This window comes from Allorhodopirellula solitaria, from assembly GCF_007859855.1.
GTDB lineage: Bacteria > Planctomycetota > Planctomycetia > Pirellulales > Pirellulaceae > Rhodopirellula > Rhodopirellula solitaria.
Map to the genome: position 1 here is coordinate 268,483 of NZ_SJPK01000002.1, position 17,066 is coordinate 285,548.

The window sequence follows — 17,066 nt, forward strand, 5'->3', positions numbered from 1 at the left end:
GGCCTGTTCCATGCGCGGACCCTTGACCTTACCGGGCGACGTTGTGAAGCATTTTCGTTATCCGTTTTGGCGTTCCTTCCAGTCACATGACCAATGACGGCGGGTAGTGGACGAGGCGACGAGTCCTCGATTACCCACCAGTTTTCCTGCGCCGAAGGCGTTATCGAAAACCACCGGTGGTTTGAGCGTAAGCGAACACCACCGGGTACGACGCGAGACGAAAGAGCCAACCCCGCATGGGGTTAAAGATCATCCATGACGGGGGCTGCGACCCACTTCGGGGTCGACGCTCTATCGTTAACGAAACACCGTAGGTGGCGCTGCGCTGACCTACGACTTTCTGTCATCCCTAACAGGATACTTGTGAGTAACTAACGGGAGGCGTCGAGTCCTGGGCTGGTCGCGTCGCCCACGACAATTACCCGAACGCTGACGCTGATCGGCTGATTCATTCTGCGTCCGAGGTCTCGGCTGCTTCGGCTGAGAGCACGCGTAGTTCGACCACGTCGAACCAAGGTATTTCAGCGAAGTGGCCCTGTTGCGTTTCCGCATCGGAAATCTCCGAGACCACTTGGCTCGCCCGGCGTCGTTGTTCTTTGGCTTCCTCGCTGTTGCCGATTGCTTGGTAGGCGATCGCCAGGGGAGCGTGCACCATGAACGGATTGGGCCATTGCATCTGCGATGCTTCACGGAGCTGTTCGATGGCCTGTTCGTATCGCTGGGCTCGCAGTTGCGCTAACGCGGTAACATAGTGCTGCACCGGTCGCGGCGTTCTTCCGTCCAGTTCGGGGAGAGGTGGGCGACGATGCCGCTCGGGTGGGCCGAAGTCATCCGGGACACTGTCGCCTGGAGGCGGGGGCCGTCCGGGGTCGAAACGTGGGCGTCCGTGTTGCATCAGCTTCTGCTGCGCGAGCTCTGCCAGCCAATTGTACTGGCCGGCACTCAAGGCATCTTTTTTGATCATTCCATTGCGGATCCACTCCCAACGCACGCCCTCAGGCGGCACCTCATCTTGGATCGTCAAGAGTCGTTCGCGATACTGTCGGTAGTACCGCTCGCAGGCTTCGTCGTGATTGGTCCATTCCAGCAGCGCAGGGACGCCCCACCACTGCGGCGTGTCCGTTGGCGCCCCAAGATTCAGCGCTTTGGCGAAATCGCTCGCCGCGGCATCCCAGTAGGATTGGCGTGCAAAAAACTGTCCGCGGCTGACCCATGGCAAGTAATAGCTTGGTTGTTGCGTCACCGCCTCGCCGAAGGTTTGCTCGGCGGCCTGCATCTGATCCGCCTCGGCTAAGGATTGCCCGCCGGCGACCAGTTCGTTTGCCCGCGTCACCTGCCCTGCAAACTGTTCGATCTCGCGCACCAACGCTTCCTTCTCATCTCGTTCCCGAGCCACGCGTTGCATCTGCCACAAACTCGCAACCAACCCACCGGTCAGACTCAGTAGGACAAGCGCTGCGGTCGTGAAAGCGACCCGGTTGCGGCGAGCAAACCGGGACATCTGATAGATGGTACTGGGCGGTCGAGCTTCGATGGGCTCTTGTTGGAGATAGCGTCGAACATCTTCAGCGAGCGCCATTGCCGAGGCATAACGCCGGTTCCGATCCTTCTCCAAGGACTTCATCACGATCCAATCCAGGTCCCCTCGCAGCGTCGACGACAACCGCGACGATTCCGCCTTTCTCAATGCTGAAACGGTGGTGGCTCGTTCACCCATCGTCGTCAATCGCCGGCTCGGTGTGGGCGGTTCCTCCTCGCGAATGATCTGTCGCAGTTCGTCCAGTCCCACGGAGTTGAGACGGTCTCGATCAAAGGGAGTCGCACCGGATAACAGTTCGTACAGCATCACGCCGAGTGAATAGATGTCGCTGCGAGTATCCACGTCCAATCCGCTCATCTCCGCCTGCTCCGGGCTCATATAGAGCGGCGTGCCGATCATGGCCACGAATCGGGTGTAGATCGTTTGGTCGGTCAGCGAATGGCCGATCGCTTTGGCGACACCAAAGTCGATGACTTTCACAACCGGGCGGTCGCCATGCAGCGTTACCAGCACGTTCGACGGCTTGATATCACGATGAATCACAGCCTTTTGATGGGCGTGGTGAACCGCATGGCAAACGTCGATGAACAGCTCCAATCGCTCCGGAATCGTCAACCGATGGGCGTCGGCGAATTCGTTGATCGGCACGCCGCGGACGAGTTCCATGGCGAAGAACGGGCGTCCGTCGTCGGTGACACCTGCATCGAACACCTGAGCAATGTTCGGGTGGTCCATCATCGCAACCGCCTGTTGTTCGGCTGAGAAGCGCGCGATGACCTCCTTCGTATTCATGCCAGGTTTGACGACTTTCAAGGCGACCTGACGCCGCACAGGTTGGTCCTGTTGAGCCACGAAGACGAGCCCGAAACCACCTTCGCCGATCTGCTCCATCAATCGATAGCAGCCGATCCGTTTGCCGATCCAATCGTTGTCGATCGCCATCGTGTCGGCCATCTCGATCAAATTGACAGGCGGACGATCGATCATATGATCCGATTGGTCACTGGCGAGCAACAACGCCTCGACGCTCGCGCGCAGCGATGAATCGCCCGCACAGGCTTGATCGAGGTACTGCTGGCGAGCTGCTGGATCGTCGATCTCCGATGCGTCGAAGAAAATCGTTCTTTCCGAAGGTTCATTCATTTCATTCCCGTCGTCTTCTGCACTGGCGGTTTCGCTCAATCGGTCGATTCCCTTTCTGTTCTCCGTTTTTGATGCGGAAGCTGTTTCAAGAAATAGCCGGTTGTTGCAGCTTCGTGAACACCACCGGCGATTTCTCCTCACGCGTCGCCGCCACCCATTTCCCGCTTCAACCAAGCCCGCGCGTAGGCCCAGTTCCGTTTGACCGTACGGGGAGACACGTCGAGCAACTCAGCGGTTTGGTCAATCGTCAGTCCGGTGAAGTAGCGGAGCTGGACCAGCCGCGCCAGCTCCGTATCCATCGACTCCAACTTCGTCAGCGCGTCGTCCAGTGCCAACAAGGTTTCCGAGTCGTCGGGGTCGATCGCGGCTGCGTCATCTGCCAATTCGGCTCGCTGGAAATGACCGCCCCTTTTCTCTGCGTTACGCCGGCGGGCCGATTCGATCAAAATCCGCCGCATCGATTCGGCTGCCGCCGCAAAGAAATGACCGCGACCCTCCCATGCCTGCGAATTCTCGCCACCCACGAGCCGTAGAAACGCCTCGTGGACGAGGGCGGTCGGCTGCAGGGTATGGCCAGCCTTCTCGTGTGTCATTCGCCGCGATGCCAATTGCCGCAGCTCCTGGTAGACGAGTGGCAGTAATTGCTCCGTGGCTTGCTGGTCGCCGCCTTCGATTTGATTCAGGATTTGGGTGACTTGGCTATTCAATGAAGCATCTCGGGGGGGCAATTCAACCGGTACACTCGCGAAAGGTCGTACTTGATTTCGCATGAAAATGAGATTGTACCCGACGAGAAACTCGGCGAGCGTCCACCACCGACGCTCGTCCATCTCCTCATGCGTCTCGGCAGAGCGGGCAGGGCCAAGATCTCATTGAAACAATGAGGTGCCGTGATTTCTCGGCGGATTTCTGGCCCTCGCGTTGTTGCTGATACGCATTCTGATGTAGCGCCATGCCTTGAAAACCTCGGGCGCACGCTTCCGTCGGATGAGCCCAATAATTCCCGATGGACCTAAAAAATCTCCCGTGTTGGCGTGGAATTGCTCTGAAAATACGTCTCTTAGTCATTTTGGCCCCGGTTTGGACGCGTTCTCGCATTAGTATTCTAGACCCATGTCCTCCGAAATGAATTCGATGCTAAAAACACCAGCCCCCACCCCAATGACCGATCGCCAATCGCGACAAACCCAGAAATCGATCGTCACGGTCCTGTCAGTTTGCCTGACTGCCTTCTTACTCGGGGGGCTGGTTTGCTATTTAGCAATGTCGGGATTCAAAGATTCCGCTGAGGCGTCGGCCGCCAGTGGACCGGCCGTCGGGAAACCGCGAGGTCCGCAAGCTCAACTGGTTCGGGTCGGCTCGGTTCAACGCAAGCCGATCCTGCCAACCAAGACGCTCGTCGGCGACTTGGTCGCCGTCCGCAGCGCCACGGTCGCGACCGAGGTGGCTGGCAAGGTGCTGATCCTGCCCGTCGACGAAGGTTCCCGGGTCACCGGCGGCGAGACACTACTCGCCCGCATGGACGACACCTGGTTGAAGCTGGAAGAGGAGAAGATTACCACGCAGATTGCCGAGAAGAAAGCGACGCTCTCCTTCGAGAAGTCAGACCTCGAGCGGTTCGAAAAACTGTTCCAAGGCAGCGCGATGTCGGCGAGCGAGGTCGAACAGAAGCGTTCCTTGATTGAAGGGCACGAAGCTTCTCTTGCTAATCTGAGGGTCCTCCTCGACGAAGCAAACAAACGCAACGAGAGGCTCGAGATCTTTGCCCCTTTCGACGGCAGTGTCGTCGCCAAGCATGCCGAGATGGGCGAGTACCTGCCCATTGGCTCTCCGATCGTTGACGTAGTTTCCACCGGTCGCATCGACGCCAGGATCATGGTTCCTGAGGAATCCCTGCCGCTGTTGCATATCGGAGATTCTGTCGACCTCTTAGTCGCCGGTTTGAACATGGAGTTGCAGGGCAAGGTGTTTTCGATCAATGCCCAAGGCAGCGTCGGCAGCCGCACGTTCCCTGTCCGAATTGAACTCGATGATCAAGACGGTCAACTGTTGCCCGGGATGGGTGTGTCCGTCTTCGTCCCGGTGAGGAAAGAGTCGACGGAGCTACTGGTGCCTCGCGATGCCGTCCTGACGGAGCCTGACGAATCGACGATCTGGATTCTCCAGCCCAACAGTAAGACGGGAGTCCAGCCCGTCGCGAATTCGCGCCAGCCTGACAAGGGGCCAAGCCTCGTAGCGCAACCGATTCCCGTGCGAGTGCTTTCGCATACACGCGAATCCTACGCGATCGCATGCGTCCGTGAACAGGATCGCGAACGAGTCCGTGAGGGCGTGCAAGTGGTTACCGAAGGCTTGGAACGTTTGATCCCGGGCGCGACGGTCCGTATCGATGACGATCGTTCGGAGTTGTCAGCCGTTCCCGGTACCTACCGGACGGGTCAACAAGTCGTGGACTAGCCCACCGGGACATTCGTCCTTGTCCTGATCGCTGTCGACACAGCTCAACCTACCGCGAAGAGTCCGAGCCGCATCACCACGCTCTGCGACCGATCGAAGCAGAATCATCACGAGACCTACATCATGGACCCCATTCAATTCGCGATCGCCAATCCAGTCAAGACTGCTGTTGGCATGATCCTGGTGCTGCTCTTTGGCATCATCGCGTTCGCCCGCATTCCGGTACAGTTGACGCCCGACGTCGATCGCCCCGTGATCACGATTCGCACGAACTGGGCCGGCCGCAGCCCCGAGGAAATCGAGAAATCGATCATCATCGAGCAAGAGGAGAAACTGAAGTCGGTTCAAGGGCTTTGGAAGATGACCTCGGTAGCGAGCCTCGGCTCGGCGCAGGTCACACTCGAGTTCAATGTGGGGGCGTCGCCGGAGCGGATCCTGCAAGAGGTCTCTAACAAGATCGACGAAGTCCCGGAGTACCCCGAAGACGTCGACCGCCCGATCATCGCGGTGGCCGATACCGCCGGAGACAATGCGATCGCCTACCTGCTCCTGCAGGCCGAAGATCCTGATTTCGAAGTCGCTACGTTCTACGATTTCTCCGACCGTTTCATGACGCCCAGCCTGGAGCGTATTGAAGGTGTTGCGGAAATCGACATCAAAGGCGGCCGCACGCATCAAATCCAAGTGCGCTTCGATCCCGAAGCTCTCGCTCGGCGGGGGATCACGATTTCGCAAATGAACTCCGCCCTTCGCCTCGACAACGTCAACGCGTCGGCGGGCGATTTTGCCAACAGCCGACAAGATGTCCGTTACCGGGTACTCGGACAATACGACTCGCTGCAGCCACTACGCGACACGATCATTAAGTACGACGACCAGGGCAGTCCGGTACGCGTTGCCGATGTCGCCGAAGTCAAACTGGCGTTGGAAAAGACCGTGCACTTTGACCAGTGCAAAGGCAAGACGTCGATGACGATTTTTGTCAAACGCAAAACCGGCAGCAACGTGCTCGATATCATCGACCAAGTCGAAAAGGTCGTCGATGAAATGAACGCCGAAGGAGGCGTACTGCGTAGCTTCAAGAACGATCGCTATGGATTGCGATTGCGGATGGCCTTTGACGATTCCCTGTACATCAACAGTGCGATCGGACTCGTCCAACAAAATTTGTGGATCGGGGGCGGGCTCGCCGCGTTGGTGTTGCTGCTCTTCCTGCGCAGCGTGCGGTCGACCCTGATCATCGCGATCTCAATACCGATCTCGGTCATCGGTACCTTCGTGGTGATGTGGTTGGCCGACCGGAATCTAAACGTTATCTCGCTGGCCGGTCTGAGCTTCGCGGTCGGCATGGTGGTCGACAACGCGATCGTGGTGCTGGAGAACATCGATCGGCATTTGAAGCTCGGGGCGAGTCCGGCCCGCGCGGCCTATGATGGAACACGCGAAGTCTGGGGTGCGATTCTAGCGTCGACGCTGACGACGATCGCGGTGTTCGCTCCCGTGTTGACGGTTCAAGACGAAGCTGGGCAGTTGTTCTACGACTTGATCCTGGCGATCTGTGCAGCTGTGGCATTGTCGTTTGTGGTTTCGATCACTGTCATCCCCACGGCTGCGTCGCTCTTGCTCAAAGCTCCCAAAAATATCGTAGCGGGCGACGAGGTCGAGGCTGCTGCACAGGCCCGGAGCGGTCGCCGGAACGCACCCTTTGACTGGATCTTGCGTCCGTTTGCCTGGCTTAACAACGCTTGGGCTTCATTCATTCATCTGTTGACCTTCCGCAGTCTTTCGAGTGTCTGGCTGCGGATCATGTTGATCGCAATCACCATGGTCGCTTCAATCGTCATCAGCCTGATGCTGATGCCACCGGCCAGCTATCTGCCCAACGGCACCAAAAACTTCACGTTTTGCCGGATGTCGACGCCGGCGGGCTATTCGGTCATGGAGAACTTCTACGTCGGACAGCGTATCGAGCAGGAGTTGAAACCGTTTTGGAATGCCAAGGATTCCGCCGAGGCGTCGCAGTTCGGACCCGTCGTCGACCGGCGATCGGGCAAGGAGTACACCGACATCCCCGCTATCAAGGAGTTCTTCTTCGTCGTCGCACGCGGCAGCGTCTTCATGGTCGGCATCAGCCAAGATCCTGAGAATGTGGAACCGATCGCCGCGGTGTTCAATAAGTCGTTCGACGTGATCCCAGCCAGTAAAGGCGTGACTTCGCAAGCGTCGATCTTTGGCCGCGGTGCCGGCAGTTCCAACGCTGTCGATCTGGAGGTGAGCGGCAACGATCTGACGCGGTTGAAGAACGCCAGCACCTACCTCGAGCGAGAGCTTCAAGATGCGTTCTCGAAATTCTCGGTGCGTTCCTCACCGGATAATTTCAACGAATCCGGTCCTGAACGGCAGCTGCAAATCAAACAGGAAGTCGCCAAGCGGTTGAACCTGAGTGTCAGCGATCTGGCGATGTCGGCGCGGGCCATGATCGATGGTTCCTTCGTTGGCGATTTTGATTTTCAAGGTGACAACATCGATTTGATCCTGATCCGAGACCCTGCAGCGGAGATCGTGCCCGAGGAGATCGAAGATCTGCCCATCGCTGTCCGTGAATCCAACGGCGAAGTCCTGATGGTCCCGTTGGGGCAGATCGCTGATTTCGTTACCACCGAGGCATCGCAGCAAATTCGCCGTGTCGAGCAGCAGCGGGCGATCTCGCTGTCGGTGACGCCACCCGACGATGTGGCGCTCGAGCAAGCCCAAGCTACCATCCTTGAAGTCGTCGACAGAGCCCGCGCCGAAGGGCATCTCGGCAGCGATATCTTTGTCTCACTCTCAGGCAATGCCGACCGCTTGTCGGAGGTTCAAGCCTCGTTGATGGGGCACTGGAGCGGCTGGAATTGGGAATCGATCGGTAGCGTTTCACTCAGCCGTTTCTTTTTGGCGCTCGTCATTACCTACCTATTGATGACAGCGCTCTTTGAGAACTTTCTCTACCCACTCGTCATCATGTGTACCGTGCCCCTGGCGACCGTCGGCGGGTTCGTCGGCCTGTGGGTCGTGCGGCAAAGCGATCCGACACAACAGATGGACGTGCTGACAATGTTAGGTTTCGTGATCTTGGTGGGCGTGGTCGTTAACAATGCGATCCTGATCGTTCACCAGGCGCTCAACTACATGCGGGGCCACGCCAGCGGTGCCGATGGCGCCGTCGCGCCCATGTCCCCACGCGATGCGATCCGCGAATCAGTACGGAGCCGAATGCGTCCTATTTTTATGACAACGTGCACCAGCGTCTTCGGTATGTTGCCACTGGTGTTGGCCCCCGGCAGCGGCAGCGAACTCTATCGGGGTCTCGGCTCGATCGTTGTCGGTGGATTGGTATTTTCAACCATCTTCACCCTGCTCGTCATCCCGCTCCTGTTTAGCCTCGTTCTCGACGCGACTTCGCGACGTGCTGTAGAATAAGACGTTTCAGCAATCGCCCGCTGCTGCGCGAAAACCTCTCCCAAAAAGGAAATCTCATGGACCATCGCAAACCGTTATGGGGACGACGCGGAGTGATTCAAGGTGGCATGGCGCTGGGGGCCTGCTCGTTGACCACGCCCGGTCTCTTTGCCGAGCAAATTGCGACGCCGCCCCAGACCGAAGGGCCGTTCTACCCCAACAAACTGCCGCTCGATACCGACAATGACCTGCTCGTGATCAATGATTCGATCACCCCTGGCGTGGGCGAAATCACTCATTTGAGCGGCCGTGTCCTCGACCTCAGCGGCAAGCCGATCCGCAACGCCTTCGTCGAAATCTGGCAAGTCGACAATAATGCGGTCTACCTTCACACCGGCGATACCACCAACCGCGCCAACCAGGATACGAACTTTCAAGGGTACGGGAGGTTCCTCACCGATTCGAAGGGACAGTACTACTTTCGCACGATCAAACCGGTGCCCTACCCAGGCCGCACGCCACACATTCATGTTGGCGTCAGCCGAGGTGGCAAGCGAATCCTGACGACGCAGCTCTATGTCAAAGGACATGAGAACAATCAGCGAGATGGAATCCTGCAGCGGATCGATCCCAAATCGCGTGATACGGTCCTGTGCGACTTCAAACCACTCAAGGGATCGACGATCGGTGAACTCGAAGTCAACTGCGACATCGTGGTAGGGCAAACCGCATTCGAGGACAGCGACGGAAAAATGCACGGCATCGGCCAATCTGCACGCCAACGCCGACGACGCGGCTAGGCTTTGCGTGATCCATCGGTGTGAACGGATCGTCGATGCCGCGGCATTCCGCGTCGCCCCCCTACACCTCACAGACACATCAAAATGACTTGGCGAGACTGGTACGACGCTCTTGATAAGCCCGGCTGGACGCCTGAGCCAGCGACGATCAGTTTGATTTGGCAGCTTCTCTACCCGATCATCTTGGTCACGTTCGGTTACGTCTTCTACCGGGTTGCGCGCCGGCGGATCCCGTGGCCGGTCGCGATCCCCTTTGCGATCAATTTAATCGCCAACATCGCCTTCACTCCGATTCTGTTCGGATTGAGAAACCTCCCCCTAGCCGCGATCGACATCACGATCGTTTGGTTCACCATTCTCTGGTCGATGAAATCCATCTGGCCCCATCACCGCTGGGTCGCCTACGCGCAAATCCCCTACCTCGTCTGGGTCACCATCGCCAGCACCCTGCAATTCGCGATCACTTGGAACAACGGGTGAGGCAGTTCATTGCCGCGGGCGCATCTGGCGTGAGCCGCGATCACATTGACGCGGGCGAGGTTGACTGCAGTTTTTTCTAACAGGGAAGCACGGATTCCTTCCCGATAAGCCGGTCGTCGATCGAATCGATGCTGTTGGCGAATTGTTGAGCCGAGGGCTGTAAGGCCCCCGGAAACGCCGCCCACTCGGCCGCCAGGGCGGCTCGGCTCACTGAATTGAGAAGGCCGCCGTTACCGCGATCCTGGCGACGGACTATGCGGCCATCGATGAGCAGCTTTCGTGGCACCTGCGGCAGCACTCGACGCAGCGGTCCATATTGCCGACCTTTTCGCAGCTGTCGGCGCAGGCCTTGCAAATTTCTGCGCAGGCTCGGCAGTAATGCGAATGGTAGTCACTATTGCGGGACATGAAGCTAATACAGGCGTTGCAAGCGGCGGCACAATCGAGCATCAGTTTGACGTGAGTTTGCTCGACGTGGGCGCCGCCTTCGGCGAGGCAGGTGGCGGTCAACATGTCGTTGATCGTTGTCTGGCACTCTTGGCAGTTTTCAAGACAGTCTTGCTTGGTTGCGGTGGCAGTACTCATGGGAGTTCTCCTGTTAATATGAAAGGGTCGAGGAAATCGCGGACACGTCGCCGCTGCGGAGAACGGAATGCAAGTTGCATACCACTATGGGGTATATTGCGACTTGCCAGAATGACAGCACAGGATTCAACATGGACACCACGGAAACCACAGCGACAGATCCGGTATGCGGCATGAAGGTGGATTCAGGGGATTCGCGGCGTAGCGAATACCAGAGCAACGCCTATTTCTTCTGCAGCGCCGGGTGTCAGAGCAAGTTCGACGACGATCCCGTGGGTGTACTGGCAGCGCGGGCGGAGAAAGACGCGCAGAAAGAGGCGGGGCAGCAACGCGCCGGTGGCGAAGGGACGTCGTGTTGTGGAGGTGGTGGTGGCTCAGCGTCCAAGGCGACGGACAAGGCCGCAGATCCGGGGGCTGTGTATACCTGCCCAATGCACCTCGAGATCGAGCAAGTCGGCCCCGGGGATTGTCCGATCTGTGGGATGGATTTGGAACCGAAGTTCGTCGACGCGGCGGACCAGCGCGACGATAGTCAGTACACCGATATGAAGCGGCGGTTCTGGGTGGGGGTGGCTTTGTCGGTGCCGCTATTGGTTATCGCGATGGGGCCGATGGTTGGTTTGCGTATCGACGATTGGATCGGCAATACCGCATTCGGATGGTTGCAGTGGGCCCTTGCCACGCCGGTCGTGTTCTGGTGTGGATGGCCGCTCTTAGTGCGTGGGGTGAAGTCGTTTCGCAGCCTGAACCTGAATATGTTCTCCTTGATCGCCGTGGGTTCCTTGGCGGCGTATCTGTTCAGTCTCGTTGTCGTCCTGATGCCCGGTGCGATCCCCGAAGCGTTTTACGAACATGGTGTCCCGCCTTTGTACTTCGAAGCGGCTGCCGTGATCATCACGCTCGTGCTGCTCGGCCAGGTCCTGGAGCTGCGGGCTCGGCAACAGACCAGTGGCGCGATCCGCGAGCTGATGGAGCTGGCGCCGGCGACCGCGACGCGCATCGATGGCGATGACGAGGAGGAAGTCTCGCTCGACGAAGTTCAACAGGGCGATCGCCTGCGGGTTCGCCCGGGCGAGAAAGTGCCCGTTGATGGGCGTGTGCTGAGTGGTTCGAGTAGCGTCGATGAGTCGATGTTAACCGGTGAGCCGATCCCGGTTCAGAAGGGCGAGGGCGATGACCTCACCGGTGGTACGCTGAACCAGACCGGGGCGCTAGTGATGGAGGCGGTTGGCGTGGGCGGGGACACTGTTTTGAATCGCATCGTGCAGATGGTCGCTGATGCGCAGCGGAGTCGTGCTCCGATTCAGAAACTCGTCGATGTGGTTGCACGCTATTTCGTCCCAGCGGTGATCGCATGCTCGATCGCTGCCTTCATCGGCTGGGCCGTGTGGGGCCCCGAGCCCCAGTTGGCGCATGCGTTCGTTGCTGCGGTGGCGGTGTTGATCATCGCTTGTCCCTGTGCTCTGGGCTTGGCGACGCCGATGTCGGTGATGGTGGGTGTCGGACGCGGCGCCCAGGCAGGCGTGTTGATTAAGAATGCGGAAGTCTTGGAGGTGATGGAGAAGGTCGACACGATCGTGGTCGATAAGACCGGCACACTGACACAGGGCCGGCCTGAGGTCACGGCAGTCGAAACGTTTGGGCAGTGGAACGAACGCGACATCTTGGCGATGGCGGCGGCCGTGGAGGCTCCGAGCGAACACCCGCTCGCCCAGGCCGTCGTGCGGCGAGCCAAAGCAGATGACATCCACTGGAGCGCGGCGGCTGATTTCAACAGCATCACCGGCGGCGGCGTTCGCGCTCGTGTGGACGAGCGCGATGTGCTAATCGGCAATGCGGAGTTACTGAGCGAGCAGGGCGTGGAGAACATGGAGGCGGGGCGAAGCCGGGCGGAGGCACACCAATCTCAAGGAGCGACGGTGGTGTTCGTTTCGGTCGGCAATCAACTGGCCGCGATTCTTGCGATCACCGATCCGATCAAAGAAAGCACCCCCGCAGCACTGAAAACACTGCACGAGCTCGGCTTGAAAGTGGTGATGTTGACCGGCGATGCTCAGCCGACGGCCCGATCGGTGGCCACCGATCTAGGCATTGATGAGTTCCATGCCGGTGTGTCCCCTGAGGACAAGCACGCCTTTGTTAGCAAGCTGAAAGAGGAGGGGAAAGTGGTGGCGATGTGTGGCGACGGCATCAATGACGCCCCCGCATTGGCCGAAGCGAACGTGGGCATCGCGATGGGCACGGGAACCGGCGTTGCAATCGAATCGGCTGGCGTGACACTGGTCGGCGGTGACCTACGAGGCGTCGCAGCAGCGGTGCGCCTCAGTCGCAAGACCATGAGCAATATCCGGCAGAACCTATTCTTCGCATTCATCTACAACGCCTTGGGAATTCCGATCGCGGCGGGGGTGCTGTATCCCGTTTTCGGCGTCCTGCTCAGCCCGATGATTGCCGCCGCCGCAATGAGCATGAGCAGTGTCTCGGTGATCGCCAACGCCCTGCGATTGCGCTCGGCGGAACTCGAGTAAGCAATGCGGGAACAAAGCAGTTGCCGGGAAGCCATTCGGTGCAACCCGATGAGCCGGCGGGCGATGGCCGAATACAGCTTAATCTAGATGTGAAACGGTATAGGCAGCTGGACGCGTGAGCGCGGCGACGACACGCGTTCCCCTGTCAGCTTGTCTGACAGGAGACCAAGCCGACCAATCACAAAGCTAAAGTAGGGCCGGTTCCCACCGGCCATCCACACCAGCACACCCACCGCAACGGAACAACCGACGCATATGGCCGGTGGGAACCGGCCCTACGACGACCGGCGGTCGCTACGAATGCTACTTTCACCGCCAATTCCTCGAGGAAACCATCGGCCAAGCAAGTAGGGCCGGTTCCCACCGGCCATCCACACCAGCACACCCACCGCAACGGAACAACCGACGCATATGGCCGGTGGGAACCGGCCCTACGACGACCGGCGGTCGCTACGAATGCTGCTGTCACCGCCAATTCCTCGAGGAAACCATCGGCCAAGCAAGTAGGGCCGGTTCCCACCGGCCATCCACACCAGCACACCCACCGCATCGGAACAACCGACGCATATGGCCGGTGGGAACCGGCCCTACGACGACCGGCGGTCGTTACGAATGCTACTGCCACCGCCAATTCCTCGAGGAAACCATCGGCCAAGATCGCCACGTCAAATTCCAAACCGGAGAATTATATCGCTTCCACCCCATTCGGGGTTGGCTCTTGCGTTTCGCGACGTATCCGGTGGTGTTCGCTTACGCTCAAACCACCGGAAAAGACAATTCGTCCACGCCTGCTTCGCAATGTCTTAGTAGACGCGTTAACAGGCCCGGCAGGGCCACGGTCTCAGTTGATCTTGCCTAACCGGTACAGCCTGAACAAGGAATGAATCCGTGGGCACTCCAGTCTGTCGATCCTATACCCTGCATGGGTATGCGGCCGATGGAATGGCTAGGAAACGGCATCATTCCAGGGACACGGATCGTATGAATCGAAATTTAATACACTCGTTGATCGTGACAGCGGTGGCGGCAACTCATCAGGGAGTCAGCGCCCAAGATGGATCGATGACGGAGCGGATGTCGGTGGACCTGTCGGTAACACGACCGCTCAGCGATTCGGGAGGACAGGTACTCGCTGAGAGTGAGCTACCGCCACTGCCAAAGATGCCGGGTGGACTGGTTGATTTTGAATCGACCGATGGTTTGGCGAACAATGTCGTCATCCCGACGCACACACTCGAGAGTGTGCTGGCGTTCGCTGCGGGAAACAATCCGACGATTCGGCAAGCGAGACTGCACGTTTCGGCTGAGATGTCCAAGGCGTTGCAGGCAGGTCTGTATCCCAACCCTGTCTTGATGTATGTCGGCGAGAAGATCAATAGTGATGGCACAGCGGGCGAGTTCCAGGGATTCGAAATTTCTCAGCGATTCGTGACTAGAGGGAAGCTCCGGCTAAGTCGGCAGAAGTACCGCGAGCGTGCTCACGTGGCCGAGCATCTCGCGATCGCACAAACGTACCGCGTTACCAACGAGGTCGAAGTGCAGTTCATCGAGGCATTGGCAGCCTCGATGCGCCTCGGGCTTCAGCGGGAGCTTGAGAAGACGGCTGAGGACGGCGCCGTGACGACTCGTGAACAGTACAACCTGGGACAAGCCAATCTGACAGCGGTGCGACGGGCCAATGTGATGCTGCAGAAGCAACGATTGGAACGGATGGCGACCGAGAATGAATATCACGGTGCTTTGAGGCGGTTGTCCGCTCTCGTGGGGGCGCCACTCGGGATTGGGCCCATCGGAGGTGAACTGCGGCCGAGCCAAGCGTTGGATTCGTTCGATGATGTGCTCTCACGCCTGGTACTGGAAAGCCCCGAAGTGCTGGCGGCGCGTGCGAAGCTGCGCGTGGACCAAACGACGGTGCACCGCGAGCGGGTCCAATGGATACCCGATATCACCATTCAAGGTGGCCCCGGATACAACTACACCAACAACGACGACGTGTACAACGCTGCCGTTAAAGTGGATTTGCCGATTTATGATCGCAACCAGGGCACGATCCGGCAGGCATGTCAGGACCTACGGCGTCAGCAGTTTGAGATCCAGCGATTGGAATTGCATTTGAAAGAGCGGTTGGCCTCCGCGTACCGAAGTTACGCCACGGCGCTGCAGCATGCGACTGAGTACGATCAAGTCGTGATTCCTGAGCTACGGGAGAGTTATCGGCAGTTGCTTGTCAGTTACCAGGACAACCGGATTGCCTGGCCAGACGTCTTGGAAGGTCAGCGTGACTACTTCCAGGCGAGAATGGAGCAGATTGATCAGTTCAAGCAGGTTCGGCAGCAGGAGACGATGATCAACGGCTATCTGCTCGATGGCGGTTTGATGGCGGCCGCGGGCCCTGTCCCACCGGGTCACATCGATTCGGTCGCGAAACCTCGATAGACGCGATCGGAAGTCGAAATTCAAAGCCGGCGAGACCATCGGCGGTGTCCTTGAGAAATATCCAACAGACAACCTACGGAAGATGCCATGTCCAGTACCGAAGACCGTCGACGTTTCCTGACCACCGGATCTCTCGCGGCCACGCTAGGTGTCGTCGGTAACCTGTTCGGCCGAAACACGCACGCTCAGTCCCCGATGATGACCGATAACAGCGCAGCACCCACTCGCCAACAGGACGGGCAGGGGACTCCGCCCATGCCGGCTGACTCGACCGTCCAAGCTGAGTACGATGGGTATTCACGGTTCCGGCCCTCGCGCGGCAACGATCCCAACAGCGATTACTACCTTGGCAAATTGATGCCAGGGTTTCGGCCGGCGGCCGCAGGGCCCGCTCCTTTCGAAGCTCCTGATTTGGACAAGTTACCGTACAAGACCGTCGGCGGGGTGAAGGAATTTCAGCTCGTTCCGATGGCGGTCAAACGGGAGTTCCTGCCGGGCTATGACATGAACGTGTATGGCTTCAACGGCAGCATGCCGGGGCCGACAATCGAAGTTACGCAGGGCGATCGCGTGCGGATCGTTGTCACCAATGAACTGCCGGAGGATACGGTTGTGCATTGGCATGGTTTCGAGTTGCCGATCCAGTGGGATGGTGCTTCGGAATTGACTCAAGAGCCAATCAAGCCGGGGGAGACGTTTGTCTACGAGTTTGACGTGCACGAGGAGGGCACCTTCTTCTATCACTCGCATGTGCCCATGCAGGAGGCCTTCGGCATGGTGGGATGGTTCATCGTCCAACCCAAGCAGGTCTTTGATCCACCCGTCGATCGTGACTTTGGTTTGATCTTTCAAAACTTCTTCATCGACAGTTCGCAGGACATCGCGGACAGTTGGAAGATGGATTGGAATTGGCATACGATCAACGGCCGCAGCGGCCCGTACACGACACCTCTCGTGGTCAAGCACGGCGAACGTGTTCGAATTCGGATCATGAACTTCGCACCGATGCAGCACCATCCGATCCATCTTCACGGACACACGTTTTGGCTAACCGGTCGCGAGGGAGCGCGGACTCCCCACTCGGCATGGGTACCTCGCAACACCGAGTTGATCGGCATCGCTCAAGCAACTGATTTTGAGTTCATCGCTAATAACCCGGGCGATTGGATGTTCCATTGTCACATGGTTCATCACATGATGAACCACATGACCGAGCAAGTCGGTCCGAGGATTCGCGAAGACGCGTCGGTCGCCCCCTACCTCGCCAATCTCGATTCCAGACCTGCCGTGGATGCGACCCGGCAAGCCCCTGGTTTCGCAACACCCGGGTACCCGCAGCTGATGAAGGGTATGCAGATGTCGGAGGAATTCATGAAAACGATCTGGAACCGCAAACAGGTCCGCGGCATGCGAGCCAACTATCCGATGAGCGTGATGGGATTGATGACAGTGCTGCGGGTACTACCCGAAGACCTGTATGAGGTGGTGATGGGCGGTGAGGAGGATGTTGAAAAAGGGGCCGTTTTCGCGGAGATTGTACGGCGGTTCGGTAACCCTGATGCCTATCAAGCCGCGCCCAAGATGAAGATGGAAAGCGGTCTAACGGCGGGGCCGTTTCCAGGGTAAAATCATGGATTCAGCCAACTCGGCCTGGTGAAA

General features: G+C 58.5%; 10 protein-coding genes. 7 read left to right on the plus strand and 3 right to left on the minus strand.

Annotation, left to right across the window (positions count from 1 at the left end):
- Positions 1 to 448 precede the first annotated feature (448 nt).
- Both CA85_RS04365 and CA85_RS04370 read right to left on the minus strand, forming a co-directional pair.
- Positions 449 to 2,683 (minus strand): serine/threonine protein kinase, encoded by a 2,235-nt coding sequence (locus CA85_RS04365; protein ID WP_146390091.1) that lies wholly within the window; start codon positions 2,681 to 2,683, stop codon positions 449 to 451.
- A gap of 137 nt (positions 2,684 to 2,820) precedes the next feature.
- Positions 2,821 to 3,390 carry an ECF-type sigma factor gene (locus CA85_RS04370; RefSeq protein ID WP_146390092.1) on the minus strand — a complete coding sequence of 190 codons (570 nt, stop codon included), beginning with the start codon at positions 3,388 to 3,390 and terminating at the stop codon, positions 2,821 to 2,823.
- Between the two features lie 427 nt (positions 3,391 to 3,817).
- Here CA85_RS04370 and CA85_RS04375 point away from each other — a divergent pair, with 427 nt between their 5' ends.
- The 4 genes from CA85_RS04375 to CA85_RS04390 all read left to right on the plus strand — a co-directional run bounded on the left by CA85_RS04375 (position 3,818) and on the right by CA85_RS04390 (position 9,858).
- Positions 3,818 to 5,140, plus strand: coding sequence for an efflux RND transporter periplasmic adaptor subunit (locus tag CA85_RS04375; RefSeq protein ID WP_186774738.1), 1,323 nt, complete (start codon positions 3,818 to 3,820; stop codon positions 5,138 to 5,140).
- Positions 5,141 to 5,263: 123 nt separating this feature from the next.
- Positions 5,264 to 8,599, plus strand: a complete 3,336-nt coding sequence (locus CA85_RS04380; RefSeq protein ID WP_146390094.1) for an efflux RND transporter permease subunit — start codon at positions 5,264 to 5,266, stop codon at positions 8,597 to 8,599.
- Between the two features lie 56 nt (positions 8,600 to 8,655).
- Positions 8,656 to 9,378 (plus strand): dioxygenase family protein, encoded by a 723-nt coding sequence (locus CA85_RS04385; RefSeq protein WP_146390095.1) that lies wholly within the window; start codon positions 8,656 to 8,658, stop codon positions 9,376 to 9,378.
- A gap of 84 nt (positions 9,379 to 9,462) precedes the next feature.
- Positions 9,463 to 9,858, plus strand: coding sequence for a TspO/MBR family protein (locus CA85_RS04390; RefSeq protein ID WP_146390096.1), 396 nt, complete (start codon positions 9,463 to 9,465; stop codon positions 9,856 to 9,858).
- Positions 9,859 to 10,110: 252 nt separating this feature from the next.
- On the opposite strand, the gene CA85_RS04395 is transcribed toward CA85_RS04390, so the two are convergent.
- Positions 10,111 to 10,443: a four-helix bundle copper-binding protein gene (locus CA85_RS04395; protein ID WP_146390097.1), complete on the minus strand. Its 333-nt coding sequence runs from the start codon at positions 10,441 to 10,443 to the stop codon at positions 10,111 to 10,113.
- Between the two features lie 131 nt (positions 10,444 to 10,574).
- On the opposite strand from CA85_RS04395, the gene CA85_RS04400 reads away from it, so the two are divergent.
- From CA85_RS04400 to CA85_RS04410, 3 genes are all read left to right on the plus strand, one after another.
- Positions 10,575 to 12,971: a heavy metal translocating P-type ATPase gene (locus CA85_RS04400; RefSeq protein WP_246112497.1), complete on the plus strand. Its 2,397-nt coding sequence runs from the start codon at positions 10,575 to 10,577 to the stop codon at positions 12,969 to 12,971.
- 981 nt (positions 12,972 to 13,952) lie between these two features.
- Positions 13,953 to 15,407, plus strand: a complete 1,455-nt coding sequence (locus tag CA85_RS04405) for a TolC family protein (protein WP_246112498.1) — start codon at positions 13,953 to 13,955, stop codon at positions 15,405 to 15,407.
- An 87-nt stretch (positions 15,408 to 15,494) separates the two neighbouring features.
- Positions 15,495 to 17,033 carry a multicopper oxidase domain-containing protein gene (locus CA85_RS04410; RefSeq protein WP_186774739.1) on the plus strand — a complete coding sequence of 513 codons (1,539 nt, stop codon included), beginning with the start codon at positions 15,495 to 15,497 and terminating at the stop codon, positions 17,031 to 17,033.
- The last annotated feature ends 33 nt before the right edge of the window (positions 17,034 to 17,066 follow it).

What these genes read in the sequence shown, in the direction of transcription:
- CA85_RS04365 (WP_146390091.1), bottom strand. Translation starts at nt 2,683, where the DNA reads ATGAATGAACCTTCGGAAAGAACGATTTTCTTCGACGCATCGGAGATC.
- CA85_RS04375 (WP_186774738.1), top strand. Translation starts at nt 3,818, where the DNA reads ATGCTAAAAACACCAGCCCCCACCCCAATGACCGATCGCCAATCGCGA.
- CA85_RS04380 (WP_146390094.1), top strand. Translation starts at nt 5,264, where the DNA reads ATGGACCCCATTCAATTCGCGATCGCCAATCCAGTCAAGACTGCTGTT.
- CA85_RS04385 (WP_146390095.1), top strand. Translation starts at nt 8,656, where the DNA reads ATGGACCATCGCAAACCGTTATGGGGACGACGCGGAGTGATTCAAGGT.
- CA85_RS04390 (WP_146390096.1), top strand. Translation starts at nt 9,463, where the DNA reads ATGACTTGGCGAGACTGGTACGACGCTCTTGATAAGCCCGGCTGGACG.
- CA85_RS04395 (WP_146390097.1), bottom strand. Translation starts at nt 10,443, where the DNA reads ATGAGTACTGCCACCGCAACCAAGCAAGACTGTCTTGAAAACTGCCAA.
- CA85_RS04400 (WP_246112497.1), top strand. Translation starts at nt 10,575, where the DNA reads ATGGACACCACGGAAACCACAGCGACAGATCCGGTATGCGGCATGAAG.
- CA85_RS04405 (WP_246112498.1), top strand. Translation starts at nt 13,953, where the DNA reads ATGAATCGAAATTTAATACACTCGTTGATCGTGACAGCGGTGGCGGCA.
- CA85_RS04410 (WP_186774739.1), top strand. Translation starts at nt 15,495, where the DNA reads ATGTCCAGTACCGAAGACCGTCGACGTTTCCTGACCACCGGATCTCTC.